General features: G+C 56.1%; 18 protein-coding genes and 1 tRNA gene. 12 read left to right on the top strand and 7 right to left on the bottom strand.

Annotated features, from left to right (window positions below; translation table 11 throughout):
• Positions 1–250: 250 nt before the first annotated feature.
• Both WJU22_RS25720 and WJU22_RS25725 read left to right on the top strand, forming a co-directional pair.
• Positions 251–1282: a sensor histidine kinase gene (locus WJU22_RS25720; RefSeq protein WP_126246884.1), complete on the top strand. Its 1032-nt coding sequence runs from the start codon at positions 251–253 to the stop codon at positions 1280–1282.
• Positions 1251–1940 (top strand): response regulator transcription factor, encoded by a 690-nt coding sequence (locus tag WJU22_RS25725; protein WP_341841029.1) that lies wholly within the window; start codon positions 1251–1253, stop codon positions 1938–1940. Before WJU22_RS25720 ends, WJU22_RS25725 begins: the two co-directional genes overlap by 32 nt.
• On the opposite strand, the gene WJU22_RS25730 is transcribed toward WJU22_RS25725, so the two are convergent.
• The 4 genes from WJU22_RS25730 to WJU22_RS25745 form a co-directional block, all read right to left on the bottom strand.
• Positions 1941–2417, bottom strand: a complete 477-nt coding sequence (locus tag WJU22_RS25730) for a lipocalin family protein (protein WP_341841030.1) — start codon at positions 2415–2417, stop codon at positions 1941–1943.
• A 203-nt stretch (positions 2418–2620) separates the two neighbouring features.
• The gene (locus WJU22_RS25735; RefSeq protein WP_341841031.1) at positions 2621–3487 is read right to left on the bottom strand and encodes an alpha/beta hydrolase; all 867 of its coding nucleotides are present in this window, start codon (positions 3485–3487) and stop codon (positions 2621–2623) included.
• A gap of 39 nt (positions 3488–3526) precedes the next feature.
• The gene (locus WJU22_RS25740; RefSeq protein WP_341841032.1) at positions 3527–4192 is read right to left on the bottom strand and encodes an SGNH/GDSL hydrolase family protein; all 666 of its coding nucleotides are present in this window, start codon (positions 4190–4192) and stop codon (positions 3527–3529) included.
• Positions 4193–4201: 9 nt separating this feature from the next.
• Positions 4202–6064 carry an FAD-dependent oxidoreductase gene (locus WJU22_RS25745; RefSeq protein WP_341841033.1) on the bottom strand — a complete coding sequence of 621 codons (1863 nt, stop codon included), beginning with the start codon at positions 6062–6064 and terminating at the stop codon, positions 4202–4204.
• A gap of 174 nt (positions 6065–6238) precedes the next feature.
• Here WJU22_RS25745 and WJU22_RS25750 point away from each other — a divergent pair, with 174 nt between their 5' ends.
• From WJU22_RS25750 to WJU22_RS25775, 6 genes are all read left to right on the top strand, one after another.
• The gene (locus tag WJU22_RS25750; RefSeq protein WP_341841034.1) at positions 6239–7468 is read left to right on the top strand and encodes an ROK family transcriptional regulator; all 1230 of its coding nucleotides are present in this window, start codon (positions 6239–6241) and stop codon (positions 7466–7468) included.
• A gap of 80 nt (positions 7469–7548) precedes the next feature.
• Positions 7549–8442 carry a PhzF family phenazine biosynthesis protein gene (locus tag WJU22_RS25755; protein WP_341841035.1) on the top strand — a complete coding sequence of 298 codons (894 nt, stop codon included), beginning with the start codon at positions 7549–7551 and terminating at the stop codon, positions 8440–8442.
• A 27-nt stretch (positions 8443–8469) separates the two neighbouring features.
• On the top strand, positions 8470–9147 hold the full coding sequence (locus WJU22_RS25760) for a helix-turn-helix transcriptional regulator (protein WP_341841036.1): 678 nt from the start codon (positions 8470–8472) through the stop codon (positions 9145–9147).
• A gap of 36 nt (positions 9148–9183) precedes the next feature.
• The gene (locus tag WJU22_RS25765; protein ID WP_341841037.1) at positions 9184–10497 is read left to right on the top strand and encodes a GntP family permease; all 1314 of its coding nucleotides are present in this window, start codon (positions 9184–9186) and stop codon (positions 10495–10497) included.
• Positions 10498–10543: 46 nt separating this feature from the next.
• On the top strand, positions 10544–11239 hold the full coding sequence (locus tag WJU22_RS25770) for an HAD family hydrolase (RefSeq protein ID WP_341841038.1): 696 nt from the start codon (positions 10544–10546) through the stop codon (positions 11237–11239).
• Positions 11236–11859: a CatA-like O-acetyltransferase gene (locus WJU22_RS25775; protein ID WP_341841039.1), complete on the top strand. Its 624-nt coding sequence runs from the start codon at positions 11236–11238 to the stop codon at positions 11857–11859. The genes WJU22_RS25770 and WJU22_RS25775 overlap by 4 nt, the downstream gene beginning before the upstream one ends.
• Before the next feature lie 69 nt (positions 11860–11928).
• Here WJU22_RS25775 and WJU22_RS25780 read toward each other — a convergent pair whose 3' ends face one another.
• On the bottom strand, positions 11929–12552 hold the full coding sequence (locus WJU22_RS25780; RefSeq protein WP_341841040.1) for an alpha/beta hydrolase: 624 nt from the start codon (positions 12550–12552) through the stop codon (positions 11929–11931).
• Positions 12553–12564: 12 nt separating this feature from the next.
• Positions 12565–13515, bottom strand: coding sequence for a ring-cleaving dioxygenase (locus WJU22_RS25785; RefSeq protein ID WP_341841041.1), 951 nt, complete (start codon positions 13513–13515; stop codon positions 12565–12567).
• 230 nt (positions 13516–13745) lie between these two features.
• Here WJU22_RS25785 and WJU22_RS25790 point away from each other — a divergent pair, with 230 nt between their 5' ends.
• On the top strand, positions 13746–14603 hold the full coding sequence (locus tag WJU22_RS25790; protein ID WP_341841042.1) for an AraC family transcriptional regulator: 858 nt from the start codon (positions 13746–13748) through the stop codon (positions 14601–14603).
• Between the two features lie 124 nt (positions 14604–14727).
• Positions 14728–15243: a DUF417 family protein gene (locus WJU22_RS25795; RefSeq protein WP_341841043.1), complete on the top strand. Its 516-nt coding sequence runs from the start codon at positions 14728–14730 to the stop codon at positions 15241–15243.
• 285 nt (positions 15244–15528) lie between these two features.
• Here WJU22_RS25795 and WJU22_RS25800 read toward each other — a convergent pair.
• Positions 15529–15599, bottom strand: a tRNA-Gln gene (locus WJU22_RS25800).
• A 125-nt stretch (positions 15600–15724) separates the two neighbouring features.
• Between WJU22_RS25800 and WJU22_RS25805 the strand changes: the two genes are divergently transcribed.
• Positions 15725–16828: an AI-2E family transporter gene (locus WJU22_RS25805; protein WP_341841044.1), complete on the top strand. Its 1104-nt coding sequence runs from the start codon at positions 15725–15727 to the stop codon at positions 16826–16828.
• A 135-nt stretch (positions 16829–16963) separates the two neighbouring features.
• Positions 16964–17962 (top strand): carboxypeptidase-like regulatory domain-containing protein, encoded by a 999-nt coding sequence (locus WJU22_RS25810; RefSeq protein WP_341841045.1) that lies wholly within the window; start codon positions 16964–16966, stop codon positions 17960–17962.
• Positions 17963–17993 lie beyond the last annotated feature (31 nt).

Genomic DNA, 17993 nt, shown 5'->3' on the forward strand with positions numbered 1-17993 from the left:
CCGGCAAACACCAGGCAAAAAAACAGGGCCGGCGTGGCCGCTTCTTCAGCTGCCGGGCCGGCCCGTTTATGTTACGATCAACAAACAAATAGTCAGGTTTACATGGCGGAAACAATGACGATGCAAAGGTGCGGCAAGGCCAGGACACCGGCAAGCGCCGATTGATCAACCCTGCTGGGGAAATGACGAACGCCGGATATCAGAAAACCGGTACGGAATACGGCCGGTTCGTCTTAAATTGCCCCCTGTTATGGCATTCAGAAATTTTTTCCAGAACGGGCTTGTAGTGAACCTGCTGTTCCTCATCGTGTTAATGGTGGTGAATACGCTGGTAAACCTGCAGAACCCTGGGAATAACATGCAACTGTTCATCTACCAGAACGTTTCACTGGCGTTCATCTACATCATGTGCGTAGTGCACAACAAGTTCATTTTGCGGTTGCTGATCCTGAAAAACCAGTATTGGCAGTATATCTGGACGGTAGTAGGATGGCTGGCACTGGTGACGGCGGTGACCTACACCCTGCGCGTGTATGTTTTCAGGACGGATATAGAAGTGATGTGGCTGGGCGACCTGGGTTTCGCCGCCTCCTGCCTGCTCATCGGGGTGGGGATGTGGTTTTTATACCGCGGGGCAACCCTTCAAACGATGGAACTGCGCAACTCCCTGTTGCTCAAAGAAAAAGAATTGCAATACCTGCAAAGCCAGCTCAATCCGCATTTCTTCTTCAACACCCTCAATAACCTCTACGGCGTGAGCCTCCGCTATCCGAATAAAACGCCGGAACTGATCCTGAGCATCAGCGAACTGATGCGCTACCAACTGGAAAGCTCCCGCAAACAACTGGTGCCGCTGGAAGACGAGCTCCAGTTCATCCGCAACTACGTTCACCTCGAACGGGCCCGCGTGCGGCAGCGATGCCAGGTTACGTTCAAGAAAAAAGGGCATGAAAAGGATCTCCTCATCACGCCGCTCATCCTCATCGCTTTCGTGGAAAACGCCTTTAAGTACGCGCCTTCCAGCATGTCGGCCTCGTACATAAAAGTGGAACTGGAAATAAAGGGAGAAACCCTCCTGCTCAAAATCCGCAATACCGTTCCGTCCAACAAACAATCCGTATCTTCGACCGGGGTTGGACTGAACAACGTGCGGCAGCGGCTGGCCCTCGCCTACGCCAAGCGCCACACGCTGATCTCGTACGAAGAAAACAACATTTATTATACAGAACTTCAATTAACGCTCGACCGCCATGCAAACACTCCGTTGCCTGATCGTAGATGACGAACCCGGAGCGCACTACGTGCTGGAAGCCCACATCGAAAAAGTACAGGCCCTGCAGGTGGTAGGCCACTGCTACAATGCCATGGAAACCGCCAACTTCCTCCACCGGGAAAAAGTGGACGTCGTTTTCCTGGACATCAACATGCCCGAACTGAGCGGGCTCGATCTGCTCAAAACCCTCGGCCCCACGCGCCCCAAGATCATCCTCACCACCGCCTACAGCGAATTTGCGCTGGAAAGCTATGAATACGACGTGGTCGATTACATCCTCAAACCCATCTCCTTCCCGCGCTTCCTCAAAGCCGTGAACAAGATCCTCCAGCAGGAAGCTCCCGTCGAGAAACCCGCCGTGGAACCCCTCGTCCTTAAAACCGGTTCCACCCAAACCACGGTTGACCCGGCAGACATTTACTACGTCCAATCCATGGGCAACTACGTAAAAGTGTACCTGGAAAATAAGTGCCTTATCGTGAACGCAACTACCGCCGAAATGGAGAAACTCCTTCCCGCCAGCTGCTTCGTGCGTATCCACAAATCCTATATCATCGCTACCGATAAGGTCGAAGAATGGGGCCCGCGGCATGTGGTGATCCTCGACGAAAGCCTCCCGGTCGGGCAAACCTTCAAAATCAATCTCAACAAGCTGAAGGAAAAATAATCAGGACTTTACACGCGTTTCGGTGACCTGGATGTTCTTGCCGTCCATCACTTCGGTATAACGGATTTTCAGCTCCGACCCGGAAATGCTGATGATCTCCGCTTCGAAAGAACCGTCTTCGTCGGTTACACGGAGCGATTTATCGTTATTGTACAACACCCAGGTGCCCGGCGCTTCCTGCGTTTCGGTACATTTCTTCTGTCCTTCGAACAGCTGATATACGCCACCGGTGCTGAATACCACGTAATCATCTTTCGCACATGCAGGCGTAAATGCGAACATATCGGAATCGGGAACGCCGTCGCCGGTAACATCCACTGCCGGATTGATGGTTTGCGCGGTCAGGCGCCATTTCGTGCCCACGAGCATTTTGGTGACGCTTCCGGAAGGCCCCGCTTCGTCTTTTTTCTTTTTGCTGCAAGACACGGCGCCTGTCAACACAATAGCGCAACTGAAGAGAATGGTGATCTTTTTCATCGTAATGTTTTCTTTTCCTGAGGTTAAATAATGTTTGAATTATGACCGCAAAACTAGCCTGCGCCGCCGGGTGGGCGCAGCGGGAGAAAACGTAATTTGGCAGCTACGTGAAACACGTAGGCCGCGAGGTTAACCCTTGTCCAGATAAAAAAAGTCCGGGCGAAACCATCGCCCGGACTTTCATAATTTATATTCACATCAGCTCATTTCCCTTTCGGTACCATGATCTGCGTAGCGCCTAATTTCTTTCCGGCGTTTACTTTTTGCAGGAAGTCGTGGATCTTGCCGGCTTCCCGGTTCATGTAACCGCTCACTTCGTGCCCGCGGCCTACATACGTGTATAAAATGGCGTCTTTCTGCATTCTTCTGCCGGTGTCATAAATCGTCTTATCGCCGAACATGATCATCCATCCCGGCTGATCCGCGCGGCAGAAGCGATGCGCCGCCGTTCCGAAAGGCACCAGTTCGTCTGCCGTTCCGTGCATAAACAACGTCGGCACCCAGTTCGACGGCTGCACGGGATTGATATCGACCAGCCCGCCGGCAAATACCAGCGCGCCTTTGAACCGCTGCCGCTTCGTGAAGTAATCGTACCGCGCGGGGTCAGATGCCGCGAAGGGATTGTACAGCAAATGCAGGATCGCTTCGGCGCCCGCGCTGCTGCCGGAAAGATAGAGTTTCGACGTGTCGACTTTCAGTTCCGTTCCTTTATCCAGCAGGAACTTCGCAGCGTCTGCCACATCTTCCACGGCGGTGGAAATGGCTTTCAGCTTCACCGGCGTCATCGTTCCACAGCCGAAATCGCTGCCTTTGAGGAAAAGCCGGTAGGAAATGGAGAAAACGTTGTACCCCCGTTCCTGCATGCTGGTGGCGAATGCTTTGTCGCCCTCTGGCGTGCCGCCGGAAAACCCGCCGCCATGTACGTGCATGATGGTCATGCCGTTTGGCGTTCCCTGGGGCTCATAATGCAGCATGTACAGCGTGTCCTGGTCTTTGACCGCGTAATCGATCCGGTCTTGTGCGGAAGCGGCGGTGGCACAGCCGAGCAGTAGCGTCAGTAATCTCATCATGATTCAAATGTAAGGATTAGCGGAACGTTTCGCAATCGCTTACAGTACTTTTTGACCTTTCAGCCAGGCTACCCAGGCAGCATAAGCCGGCGGTGTGAGGTGGATGCCATCTACGGTGTAGTCCGACTTCAGCTCGCCCTGCGCGTCTGCCGCCCATTCGTGGAGGTTGAGGAAAGGAAGGCCGAATTCCTTTGCCAGCGCGGCGATCCCCACGTTCAGGGATTTCACTTTTTCCGCTTTGTTCTTCAAATAGTCGGGCAATTTGCTTTCATGCATGGGGAGCACGCTCTGGACGTAGATCTTCGTTTTCGGCGCGCCGCTGCGCAACCGCTCCAGGATGCGGCGGTAATTGGAAAGGATCACGCTTTCGGGAAGGCCGCGGCCGAGGTCGTTGATCCCGATGAGCAGGAACAATTTCGCAGGTCTGGAAGCGATGACATCGTTCAGCCGTGCGAGTACCCCGAAGGTGTTGTCTCCCCCGATGCCGCGGTTCACGGTCTTTTTGCCTGGCAGCAATTCGTGCCAGGCGCCGCGCTCCGTGATACTGTTGCCCAGGAACACGATAGCGCCGCGCTGCTGGGGGAATGTAGCGAAAAGGGCCATCCGGCCTTTGTAGTAGTCGTTGGCATAGGAACTATCGATCTGCTGCGCGCTCGCGCCCAGTGCCAGCAACAGGCCGGTGGCCATCAAGGTGCTATATTTCATGTGGAATTATTATCGGGTCTTACCGCTGAAATCAACGGGAATGTTAAACGGTTGCAGGAAATGGTCGACCAGTACCGCCGCGCTTCCGCGATGGAGGACGGTTTCCGGGGCAGGCGTGCCGGGAAGCGCCAGCTGCCGCCAGTTGTCGGCCAGGATCTGCTGCGTCACCGAAACGCCGGCTTTGCTGAAAATCTCCAGCAGCGCGGCTACGGTGAGCGGGTCTCCCGAAGCGCCCCAATACGTGCGCAGTTCCGGGAACAGGGGGCGCAAACCTTCCACCAGCTCGAATGCCGACACTTCGCGCGCGGGATAGAACCAGGTCTGGTTGGCCCAGTTGAACGCTACCCCGCTGCCCCGGAGCACGCCAGCCGCGCCCACACGCTGGATGGCGGCGAAATGCGGGCTTTCGGCGGGAACGTCGAGGAAGGGCATGATATAGGCTTTACTGTCGAGCAGCGACTGCTGAACAGCACGTATATCCGTTACCGATGGGTCGGTTCCGTTGCGGAGCGCCACGGCCGCGAGGGCTCCTGCGGCCTGCCCGATGCCCATGACAACGGGTTGCAGGCGGGTGGCGCCGTTCACGATATTGGTGACGCCGATGCTTTTTTCGGCGACGATGAGCCCTTCCACACCTTCGGGCACCAGCGCGCCCATGGGCACGTTGTAGGAGGGCACGCGCATCTTCACGAAATCGATCTGCGGCGCATCTGTATTTTTATCGTGGTGATGATCGATGGTATAATCTCCGACGGCGATGCCCGTCCGGTAGAGCGGGAGCGCCTGGTCGTAGGGTTTGGCAACGTGATTCGCGGTAAAGAGGGCTTTGCCTTTCACCCGGCGGGATTCGCGGTGGTAGGGGATCATGGGGAGTTTGTCGGCCGTCGGGAATTCATCGTCGGCGATGCCGAGGTGTTTCATGCCCAGTTCCGTTTGCAGGTAATAGACGAACCGCAGGGTATGGAGTTTCGCGGCTTTGAGGGCTTCCGTCCTTTCCGCCGGCGTTTTTTCTATGATATTGAGGTAATAATCGTTGCCGTGTTTGGGCCAGTTGATCATATATTTTCCGTTGGGCAGGCGGCCGTATTGCATCATCATGTCGCAATTGTTCTTCGGCGCGTCGTACGAAGCGGGGTCCGCGATGCCGCAGCAAAGGCGGAAGGGCGCGGGGTCGTAGCCGGCGGGCTTGGGGATGGTTTTGTCGGCGCCTTTCCCGTAATCTTTCAGCACCACTACATAGGTGAGATCCTGGATGATGTTGTTGGCGGCCGGCGGCGCGAGGGCTTCGCCGGTGATATCGCGGTTATCCATCCCGATGCTGTACTTCGCTCCTGCCGCGGCCATGACATCGCCGAGCTCGGTGGCGTCTATGACGATGCGGGCCGAAATCTCGCGGGATTTTTTCCCCTGCCGAACGGTGACGGTCCACCTGCCGTTGGCGCGCCGGATGGCGGTGAAGCTCGTCTGGAACTCGATCCGGAGGTTTTTCTCCGCTGCGGCCAGCTGGCGGAGCAGGGTGTTCCCGACGTGGGGCTCGAAGAGGGTGTTGCTCACCCATCCCGTGGCCACTTTGTCTGGCCCGCCGTAATGATCGTAGAGTTTTTTGCGGAATTCGCCCCAAAGCCCGGATGGCATGCGGTGGTTGCCGTCTATCGCCGCTACGCCTGCGCTGGTGAGCATGCCGCCGAGCCAGGTGGTTTCTTCAACGATGAGGGTTTGGACGCCCATGCGCGCGGCCTGGATGCCGGCCATGGTGCCGCTGGCGCCGCCGCCTACGATGAGGAGGTCGGTCTGCTGCTGCGCCTGGAGGAATAAGGGAAAAAGCAGGGCCCAGCCGGAAAGGCGGGCTATTTTGCGGAATCTGTTCATCATGCCGTGGATAAGGCGCCTAAATAACAATATTTTTTACCTTCCTGCAACATCTTATTAATTTTTTTCAAAACAATCTTCAATTACCCTTCTCCATTTTTATTTTTTTAAAAACAATAGCTTTGTATCTTGACAGGATATTGAGGTTAAACTGAGGACCACTCCCAAATCGCATATATGGGTCAACCGACATTTTTTGAAGAACTGAACGATGAGAACATCGGCGGGGTAGCATACAAGAATCTAAATCTGAAAAAGAAAATCCTGGCATATTTCACCCAGCACAACGATGCCACGATCGCCGACCTGGCGCGGGAACTGAACGCTTCCACGCCCAAGGTGACCCATTTGCTGAACGATCTGCTGCAGGAAGGGCTGGTGAACGATTACGGAAAGATCGACAGCACCGGCGGCCGCAAACCCAACATTTACGGCATAGCGCCCGACGCGGGATTTTTCGTGGGGGTGGAAGTGAAGAAATTCCATATCAACATCGGCCTGCTCGATTTCAAGCGCAACCTCGTCAAAAGCATGGAAAAGATACCGTACGAACTGCAGAATACGGCCGCATCGCTCGACGAGCTTTGCAGCATCATTTCCCGGTTCATCGACGAACTATCTGTTCCCCGCGAAAAGATCATGGGCATGGGCGTGAACCTCACCGGCCGCATCAACTACGCCACCGGTTACAGTTACAGCTTCTTCCATTTCAACGAAGAGCCCCTCAGCAAGGTGATCGAGTCGAAAGTCGGCATCCGCACCTTCCTGGAAAACGACTCCCGCGCCATGGCCTACGGCGAATTCAGCAGCGGCACCGTCAACCAGGAAAAAAACGTCCTTTTCATCAACCTCGACCACGGCATCGGGCTCGGTATTCTCATCAACGGACAGCTCTACTACGGCAAATCCGGCTTTGCGGGAGAATTCGGGCACATCCCTTTTTTCAATAACGAACTGATCTGCCATTGCGGGAAGAAAGGTTGCCTGGAGACGGAAGCCTCCGGGCAGGCGCTCGTCCGGAATTTCCAGGCCAAACTGCGCGAAGGTTTCTCCACCGTAGTAATGCGCAAGCACAAGCAACCCGACCAGGTGACGCTGGACGATATCATCCAGGCCGCCAACAGCGACGACACCCTCGCCATCGAGCTCGTAGCCGAGATCGGGGAAAAACTGGGCAAAGGCATCGCCGTCCTCATCAACCTTTTCAACCCCGAGCTCGTGATCCTCGGCGGCAGCCTGAGCACCACGGGCGACATCATCCGGCTTCCCATCAAATCGGCCATCAATAAATATTCCCTCAGCCTCGTCAACAACGATACGCAGCTCATGCTGTCGCGCCTCGGCGAAAAAGCGGGCGTCATCGGCGCTTGCCTGTTGGTGCGCAACAAGTTATTATCCCTCGCCTGATCCGATTTTTCATCGCGCAATTCATAAAACGTTGTACATTTAACGGCCAACTTTTTGATTGAATATCTAGTGAGAATGCTATGAAATCCGAACAGAACACCATGCCCTATTATGTTCTCGATGTTTTTACCAATGAACGTTTTAAAGGCAATCCCTTACCCGTGGTGGTAACCGGCAAACCGCTGGAAACCTCGCTTTACCAACAAATCTCCCGCGAATTCGGCTACCTCGAAACTTCTTTCATGCACTATTCGAAAGAAGACAAGGCCCTCCGCGTCCGCTCCTTCACCCGCAACGGCCGCGAAATTTCCGGCGCGGGGCATAACCTGCTGGGCGCCGTTTGCCTCGCCGTGCTCAAAGACATGAACGTTTTCCGCGTACAGGAAGGCGTTCCGTCGGTCATCATGAAAGACCGGCGCATCCAGCTTAACATCGAAAACAACAGTAACGACCTCCCCTTCATCGGCATGCTGCAACAGGCACCCCGCTACGGCAACACCGTTCCCGCGGAAGACATCGCCGCCGCGCTGCACCTGGAACCGGAAGACGTGAAGCTGTTCGACTGGCACCCTACCGTTGTGACCACCGAAGTATCGCACCTCATGGTGCCCCTCCGCAATATCGACGCGCTCAACCGCGCCACGCCGAACACCGGCGCCCTGCACAACATCGCCACGGGATACGGGTTCCAGGGCTGTTACTGCTTCGTGATCACGGACAAGGACACGCCGCAGATCGCGCAGGCGCGATTTTTCCACCCGGCCGGCGGGGAAGACGCGGCTACGGGATCGGCCGCAGGGCCGCTGGGCGGCTTTCTTTTCCAGAAAGGGTACATCCACAAAGACAAGGAATACGCCATTTTACAGGGCGTGAAGCTCCAGCAACCCTCCATACTGCGATTCCGCTTCACCGGAGCGGGGATCTGGGTGAGCGGGGCGTCGACCATTGTAATGGAAGGTATTTTACACGTGTAGCTTTCTGCGTATCTTGCGCAGACATACATGAGCATCCCTACCATGGAAATGGAACTGTCAACCAAGATCGCACAACTGGAGCTGGTCAGCGAAGATCTCCCGGCCGTCATTATCATACATAATATTCTCACGCAAACGGTGGAGTACATGTCTCCCTGGGGCCAGCGGATCCTCCGCACCAACCTGCAGGAACTCAAAGACATGGGCATCGCCTATTTCCACCGGTTCTTCAATCCCGCGGAGATGGACGATTACGTGCCCCGCATCATGCAGATGATACAGGAAAACAAGGAGCGTGAATTCGTCTCTTTCTTCCACCAGGTGCGGCCTTCCGCAGCCGACGAATGGCAATGGTACCTCGGCGCCACGCGCATTTTCTTCCGCAACGCCGACGGGTTGCCCACGCATTGCATCACCTTCGCCCTGCCCGTAGAACAGGCGCATTACATCAACGCGAAAGTGAACCGGCTGCTGGAAGAAAATACTTTCCTGCGCGCCAACAAGCATATCTTCGGCGGGCTCACGCACCGCGAAAAGGAAGTGCTGACGCTCATGGGCCTGGGCCGTAATACCGCTGAAATGGCCACCCAGCTGAACATTTCGGAGAAAACGGTGTCTACCCATCGCCGCAATATCAAAAACAAACTGCACGCACAATCCAGCTACGACGTTACGCGGTTCGCGCAGGCGTTCGACCTCATTTAGGGTTTCCCCGGGAGCGGAGAATGTTTATATTGTGGAATGACTGCTTCCTTCATCCAGGTACTGCTGTCTTTGGCGGCAGGTATCGGCCTGATCGTACTGCTGACGGTAAAATTCCGCGTTCATGCGTTCTTCGCGCTTTTCCTCGCCTGCTTCGCCGTAGGGCTCGGCGTGCAACTGCCGTTCCCGAAAATCATTTCCGTCATGAAAGAGGGTTTCGGGCACATCATGCAAAGCCTGGGCTTCATTATCGTGCTGGGCACCATGCTCGGCGTGATCCTCGAACACACCGGCGCCACCCGCGTGATGGCTGCCGCCATCCTGAAGCTCGTTGGGGAGAAAAGGGCCGCCACGGCCATGGGGATCACGGGTTTTATCGTGGGGCTGCCCATTTTCTGCGATAGCGGCTACATCGTGCTGAGCGGGCTGAACCGTTCCGTAGCCGGGCGAAGCGGCGTGCCGCTGCTGGTGATGTCCGTTTCCCTCGCGTCGGGCCTCTACGCGGTGCATTGCCTCATCCCCCCGCACCCGGGCGCTACCGCCGCCGCGGGAACGATCGGGGCAGACATTGGCCGGCTGATGCTGATCGGGTCTGCCGTGGCCATTCCGGCTGCCATTGCCGGTTGCTGGTGGGCTTCCTGGATGGGGAAACGCGTAGCGGGAAACGTTCCGCACGATGCGCATGAAGACGAGCCGCTTCCCGCAACGCCCGCCTGGAAAGCGTTTTTGCCCATCGCGGTGCCCATTCTGCTCATTGCGCTGGGCGCGTTCATGAAAATGGAACATGGGTCGGATGTGTTGCAGATATTGGGTGATCCGGTAGTGGCCCTGTCGGTAGGGGTTTTGCTGGCATTGTACACGGGAACGGGATGGAAGAAGGCGGAAGTGAGCCGCCTGATGCTGGAAGCTTCCGAAAAAGCGGGCGGCATCCTCGTGATCATCGGCGCCGGCGGCGCTTTCGGGGCCATCCTCGCCACCACCGACCTCGGCACGCACCTTTCCGACGCACTGCCGCTGGGCCAACTCGGGCTTTTCTTCCCGTTTTTACTGGCCGTGCTCCTGAAAACGGCCCAGGGATCGTCTACCGTAGCCATCATCACCGCCGCGGCCATCGTAGGGCAACTGCTGCCCAAACTGGGGCTCGACAGCGATACCGGCCGCCTGCTTTGCATGCTGGCCCTCGGCGCGGGGAGCATGGCGATTTCGCATGCGAACGACGCCTATTTCTGGGTGATCAGCAAATTCTCCGGGCTCGACATGCAGCCCATGCTCAAAGTCTATTCCGTGGCTACCCTGCTGATGGGGATCACCGCTTTCCTCGCCGTGCTGGCGCTTTCCGCGGTGATGATGTAACCGGGAAAAACCTACCTTTGCTTTCCCCATTCTTAAAACGGAAATCATGATAACGAACATCACAACGATCGCTTTCGACGCCGACGATACACTCTGGGTCAACGAGCCCTATTTCCAGGAAACCGAACAGAAATGTTGCGCCCTCCTCGAAGATTACCTCCCCCATCACACCGTTTCCCAGGAACTGTTCCGCACCGAAATGCAGAACCTCCCCCTGTATGGTTACGGCGTAAAAGCCTTCATGCTCTGCATGGTGGAAACCATCCTCCGCGTCAGCAACAACACCGCCAACCCGGAAATACTGAACAAAGCCATCGAATTCGGGAAGGAGCTCCTCGCCAAACCCGTGGAACTGCTGGAAGGTGTGGAAGACGTCCTCAAAGCCCTCAAAGGCAAATACCGCCTCGTGGTAGCTACGAAAGGCGACCTGCTCGACCAGGAGCGCAAACTCCTCAAATCCGGACTGGAACATTATTTCCATCATATCGAGATCATGAGCGAAAAAGGTGAGAAAGACTATAAAAAGCTCCTCCGCCATCTCGACTGCAAGCCCGAAAATTTCCTCATGATAGGAAATTCCCTCAAGTCTGACGTGCTGCCCGTGCTGGCGCTCGGCGGCCACGCCATCCACATCCCCTATCATACCACCTGGGCGTATGAAAGGATCGATCACAATGTGGAACATGAAAACCTCCGGCAAGTGATCTCCATTCCTGAAATCTTACCGCTATTACTATCATGAAAAAACAGTTAGACATCGCGACATGGGCGCGCAAAGACCAGTTTGCGTTCTTCCGCCGGTTCGAAGAGCCATTCTTCGGCGTAACCGTGGAAGTGGATTGTACGGCTGCATATAACAAAGCCAAAGCGGGCGGGCATTCCTTCTTCCTGGAATACCTCCATTGCTCGCTGGTGGCGGCCAACGAAACGGAGCCTTTCCGGTACCGCATTTCCGGGGACGATGTCTGGATCTTCGGCCAGGTGAACGCCTCCCCTACCATCAATCGCCCCGACGGCACCTTCGGCTTCGCGTATATGGATTTCCGTCCCGCCATGGCCGATTTCCTGCCCGCCGCCAACGCGGAAATAGCGCGGGTACAGGCTTCTACCGGACTAGTGCCGGCCGTTTCCGGCGAAAACGTCATCCATTATTCCTCCATCCCCTGGATCAATTTTACCGGTATTTCCCACGCGCGCAGTTTTTCCTTCCCCGATTCCTGCCCGAAGATCTCTTTCGGCAAAATGACGGAAAAGGCCGGCCGGCGGGTGATGCCAACGTCCGTTCACGTACATCACGCGTTGATGGACGGTTTCCACGTGGCCCAATACCTGGACCGTTTCCAGGTGCTGCTGAACGCATAGCGCATTCAATCCGCCCATAAAAAAAGCCTGTCCACAAAGACAGGCTTTTTGATTTCCACATAAGCATATTTAAATTTTGCCGAAGATTTTTTCGTTGGCGATGTTGATTTCGTCCCCGGAAATGGTATGTCCCATGTTCGGGTATATTTTGACGGTGATGCCGGCATTGAGGTCTTGATAAACGTTTTCGGTTTCGCGCACGCGTTTCACGGGAACGTGCATATCGGGATCGCTGCTACCGATGAAAACCGGTGTCCCGGCAAAATCTCCCGAATAATTGGAGCGGTGCACATGATCGCCGATGAGCCCGCCGGTAAACGCCGCGATGCCGCCGTACTTCACCGCGTGGCGCGCCGCGAATTCGAGCGTGAGGCAGGCGCCTTGCGAGAAGCCCGTAAAATAGATGCCGCTGTGCGGAATGCCGGTGTCCAGGATATCTTGCACCGTGGCGGAAAGCACGTCTATGGCGGAGGAGAGCCAGGGCTCATTGTCTTCCTGCGGCATGAGGAACGAATGCGGGTACCATGAATTCCCGTTGGCCTGCGGCGCCAGCAGCGCGTAATCTCCCACGGCCAGCAGGGGCGCCAGTGTGAGGATGTCATCGGCCGAGCCGCCGCGCCCGTGAACCAGGACCAGCGCCCGCGATGCCTGTTTGAGCGGGGTCCCTGATGTGATGATTCGCTTGGTGTGCATAGCAAGATCGGTTTAGCGGAATTTATCGGGGTTGACGGAAACTTCGGGCAGCGACGCAAGGAGCTCCGCGCGCATGGGCTCGTATTGCGGCGGCAGTTTGAGCGCCTCGCCGAGGTGCGCTGGCGGTTCGTCGATCGCGAAGCCCGGTCCGGACGTAGCGATCTCGAACAGTACGCCGCCCGGTTCGCGGAAATATATCGAAGTGAAATAGTTGCGGTCGAGGATGGGCGTGGGATTGAAGGATCGTTCCATGAGCTTCGTGCGAACGGCCATTTGCGCCTCCCTGTCGGGCGTTGCGAAAGCGATGTGGTGCACGGTGCCGCCGCCGCTGAGGGCGCGCAGGCTATCGGGCGTACAAAGCACGTCTACGTAGCTCCCCGGCACGTCGCTGGCTGCGAAGCGGAAGCGGTTTTCGTGTTCGGAGATGAGCGTATGGTTGAGGAGGCCCGTGAGCAAATCTGCCGTTTTCTCGTAGCCTTCTTCCCAGATTTCAGCGGAAAAGAAGCCCCGGACCGAGTGTTCCAGGGGGATGTGGCCGTAGGAGAACGGCGGACGGGGATCGGCGTCATTGAAAACGAGCTCGAGGCCGAGGCCGTCGTGGTCTTCGAAATAGATGAAGGTTTCGCCGAAGCGTTCCTGCGGCGGTTTGGCGTTTACGTTAAAGCGTTTGAGGCGTTGCTGCCAGTAGTCCAGCGACGCGGTGGGAACGGAAAAAGTGGTGGTATTGAGCATTCCCTTTCCTCTTCTGCCTTTAGCGATGCCGGCGAAGGGAAAGAAGGTGAGGATGCTGCCGGGGGCGCCGGCTTCGTCGCCGTAATAGAAGTGATACACGTCTGGAGCATCGAAATTCACTGTTTTTTTCACGAGTCGGAGGCCAAGGATGCCGCAATAGAAATCGATGTTGCGTTGTGAGCTGTCGCACATGGCGGTGATGTGATGGATGCCGGTGACGAGTTGTTGCATGACAATGGTTTTGAGCCTCAAATGTAGTGTAGCCTGTGGCCCTTGGCGATGTATGGATCGTGGGATGTGGTGGTTCCATTTTTCCTGGTGCCGGGGGCTTGGGCTGGTATATGGTTAACACGGGGATGGGGGATTTGTTGAAGGAAGGATGGTGTTAAGGGTTGGTGAGGGTAAAAATTTTGTTTAAGTTCTGCTTAAACAAACCATGCCCGCTACCTTATCTTTAGGGAATGGAAACGGCCCACAACATCCGGCGAGCCGCCGACGGCGCCCTGCTCGCCAGCCTCCGCGAAATCGACGGAACGGCCGACTGGCATCGCGCCCCGCTTTACGCGGTGGTCCACCTGCGGACCGGTTCGGCCGTCTGTGAAACCGGAAATGCCCGGTTCACGCTGCATGCCCCTGTCCTCCTCTTCTTCACGCCCTACCAGGAATACACTTTCCATGGAGAATTTTCCGGCAGCCATCTCAGTTTCCACGGCGATTTCTATTGTATCGAGAAACACCGGCACGAAGTAGCCTGCAACGGCGTCCTTTTCAACAACATTTATACGCCGCCGTTCGTTCCGCTAGACGGTGAACAGGCCGCTTCGGCCGACAATTATCTCCGCCTGCTCCGCGATGCCATGGCTGGCACCGACGATCTCGCGCGGGAAGATCTCGTCATCGCCCATCTGAAAATCCTCCTCATTATCGCCACCCGCGTCAAAAGCCGCCAGATCGAGGAAACCCTCACACAACTCCCGCCAGACGCCGGCCCCCGGCTGCAACAGTTCCATCAGCTGCTCGAAGCGCATTTCACCCAATGGAAAAAACCGGCGGATTATGCCGCAGCGATGCACATCACCGGCAAAGCCCTTTCCCGCCTCACCGCAAAATACCTTTCCAAAACCCCGTCGGACCTCATCGCCGAGCGCGTGGTGCAGGAAGCCAAGCGGGCGCTGCATTTCTCGCACCAGCGCGTGAATGAGATCGCCACGGCACTGGGGTACAACGATCCCCTGTACCTGAGCCGCCTCTTCCGCAAGCAGACGGGTGTTTCGCCGCGGGAATTCCGGCAGCAGGTGGGTGTTTCGATCCTTGTCTGATCCGTCCATGTTTTGGCGACTTCCCGCTATTTTTGCAGGGAGGCAACAGCCGTACCTTCGGTACATGAAATCCGTTACTTCTTTTCTCGCCTTCGCCGCCCGCCTGGACAAAATCGGCGTCCGTATGTTGCGTATAGCTGTTTCCGTTATATTGATCTGGATCGGCGCGTTGAAATTCGTGCCGTATGAAGCGGAGGGCATCACGCCCTTTGTGGCCAACAGTCCGTTTATGCGCTTTTTCTATCAACATCCCGATGAATACGGGCAGCACCGCAATAAGGAAGGGGAAGTTCACCCGGCGAACATCGCGTGGCACGAGGCGAACAATACTTACGGTTATGCTTATGGATTAGGGATACTGCTGGTGGCCATGGGTGTGCTGCTGCTTCTGGACCGGGCGCATCCGTTGTTCGGGACGGCAGGCGCACTGCTCACCATCATCATGGGCGTGGGTACACTGTCGTTTCTCGTGACGACGCCCGAGACCTGGGTCCCCGATCTCAGCGGTGCCCATCATGGGTTTCCGTACCTTTCTGCGGCGGGGAGGCTGGTGCTGAAGGATCTTATTATGCTCGCGGGGGCCGTGGTTTTGCTGGCAGATTCCGCGAAGGCGGCGCTTTTGCGACAGCGCAACAGGTAGCTGGGTCAGTCAAACTCAAACTGTATGTTGGGAATGGAATCCATATGATTCAGCATCAGGTATGGTTACATTTTGCGAATAGCTGCCTTCCTTTAGCGCATAATTCTCCTACAATTCCGCCTGGTAATATTTGTTTGATGGGGAAAAATGGAGAAATATTGCTGACTTTTAAAAAAACAGCATTGGTCTTCGAATTCAACCAAGAAAGAATAATCAAGATATGAAACGGGTTGAGAAGCAAGCCAGAAGACATAAAAAAAGCCGCTGAAACAGCGGCTTTTTTTGTTGCCCAACATGGATTCGAACCACGACACTCAGAACCAGAACCTGATGTACTACCCTTATACTATTGGGCAAGAATTCTCTGAAAGAGGGTGCAATATTACAAAACATTTCGGTAATCTCCAAAATTTTAGTCGCAAGTTTCTTTTCGGGCGAACCCTCCGCCCCGGGGAATTGTTGTAATTCGCAAAGTCTCCGCATGCTGCCGACCCACCGCTCCTCTTCCCGGAATACCGTGGAATCCGTTATCGTGCTACTGTTACTGCTGGCCCTGTTCGTAGCCGTTTACGATGTGCTCCGCGTGTTTTTCGGCGTCTTCACCTTCGCCATCATCTTCGCCGTTTCCCTCGCACAACCGTTCGAACGGCTTTGCAGGCGCACCGGGCAGCGGCGCACCCTTGCCGCCATCATCTATTCCATATTGTTGCTGGCCATTGTGGCATTGCCTTTCATCCTGATCATCAGCGCCCTCGGCAAACACGCCTCGCAATTGCTGTCGTTCGCCGGCGAAGTGCGCGAGCATGGCCTCCCACCCCTCCCCGACAACATTGCCTCCCTGCCGGTCGTGGGCAACAGCATCGCGGAGTTCTGGCAGCAACTGCGCGACAATCCCCGCGAAGCGCTCGTGGGGCACGATCGCCAGATCAACCTCCTCCTGCACCGGCTGCTCACCGGCGGCGCAGGGATCGCGGGGGCCACGATCCAGTGTGTGCTGGGCATTCTCGTGTCTGCCATGCTCCTGGCGGCAGGGCCCAAAACGCTGCTGCCGCTTAAAAACATCCTGCGCCACCTGCTGGGCCGCAGCGATGCGCAAACCCTTATCCAGGCAAGCCTGAGCGCCATCCGTGGCGTTTCCATCGGCGTCATGGGCACCGCGTTCATCGCCAGCGCATTGTCGTACATCGGGTTCGCCATCGCCGGCCTGCATTTCAAAATGCTGTTTACCGCCGTCATTTTTTTCCTCGTGCTGATCCAGGTAGGCCCGCTGCTCGTCTGGCTGCCGCTGGTGATCTGGGCGGCCGTGGAAGGGCATACCGGCCTGGCCGTGTTCCTCGCGGTGTACGGCGGCTTCGTGCTGGCGGCGGATGCCATATTGAAACCGATCCTCATCGCCAAAAGCGGTGGACGGCTGCCTTTTCTCGTGCTGTTCATCGGCGTAGTAGGCGGGCTTGCCGCCTGGGGTTTCACCGGTATGTTCAAAGGCGCCATCATCCTATCGGTTGCGTATACACTGTACGATTCGTGGCTGGAACGGAAACGGCAACACAACCGGCCAGGGCATCTTCCGTCAACCGGAACATGAATTATCCATCGACAATAATTCCAGGATTTCACTTTACACCCCTCATCCATCCATTCAACCCAACTAACCTTCATATCACCTTCCCTAACCCCTACCGAACCGTTGACGAAGATAATTTTGCGGCAAATCATCATCATGAAACGGATCACTTCACTCGCGTTCGTCGCGCTCACATGCTGCATGGCCTGTTCGAAAAGCGGCGACAAAAACCCCGACAACCCCAATCCCGACAATCCCGGAAACGAAGGCGTGCCCACGATCGTATCGGTGCCCGTGCTCCGCGGAGACACCACCATCACCATGGGCCCCACCACCAATTACGCCATCGTCATGAAAGGACTGCCCACCATCCGCCCCGTATTCCCCAAACTGGCGCTCAAACCGAAAAAAGTACGCGGCTACGTGACAGACGCGTCTGGCAACCCCATCGAAGGCGCAGAACTGGGCCTGCTGAAAAAGGTATCGGGCTTCCAGCAACTGGTCACCACAACTACCAACGACAAAGGATATTATGAAATCGAGTTCGAAGGCGCCGCGGAATTCAAGCACGCGTTCGCCGTCATCAATTATGTCGGAAAACCCGTGCCCATCAGTCTTTTCACGGCAGACAGCGTAGCCAGCGTCTACACCTACGACAAAGGCGGCGTGGAACACTGGATGGCCCTCGGCCACGGTACCGCCAATGCCGCCGATGCCGCCCATCGCCCATGGTATTCCAACAACTACTTCGGCGGATCGATCTACCTGAACTGGGATGTTTACGACGGACCACTCAGCACCGATGGCGCGCTGCCGAAAAATGCCGAAATCATCCTGAAACTGACGCCCGCCGGCGGTATGCTCTACGATGCCAGCCGGACGTTCACCATCCGCCAGAAATTAGGCAACAACTTCCTCAGCTGTAACATCAACAATATTCCCATCGGTATTTACAAGATTGAAGCGAAACTGGCCGATGGCCGTGCGCTGAAAATGGAGGTACATGGCCCGTACAGATCGGACACTTACGGTCTGCAATACGATACGGACACCAAAGCCTGGTATGTTTCCTTCGTACCGGGTTTCAACGCCACCTCCAAGCCGATGCCCAACCGCAGCGAGTGGGACCAGGCCAATGTGTATGTGAGATTATAACAGGGAGATACTATAAACGCCGACCGGCATC

Source organism: Chitinophaga caseinilytica (assembly GCF_038396765.1).
Lineage (GTDB): Bacteria > Bacteroidota > Bacteroidia > Chitinophagales > Chitinophagaceae > Chitinophaga > Chitinophaga caseinilytica.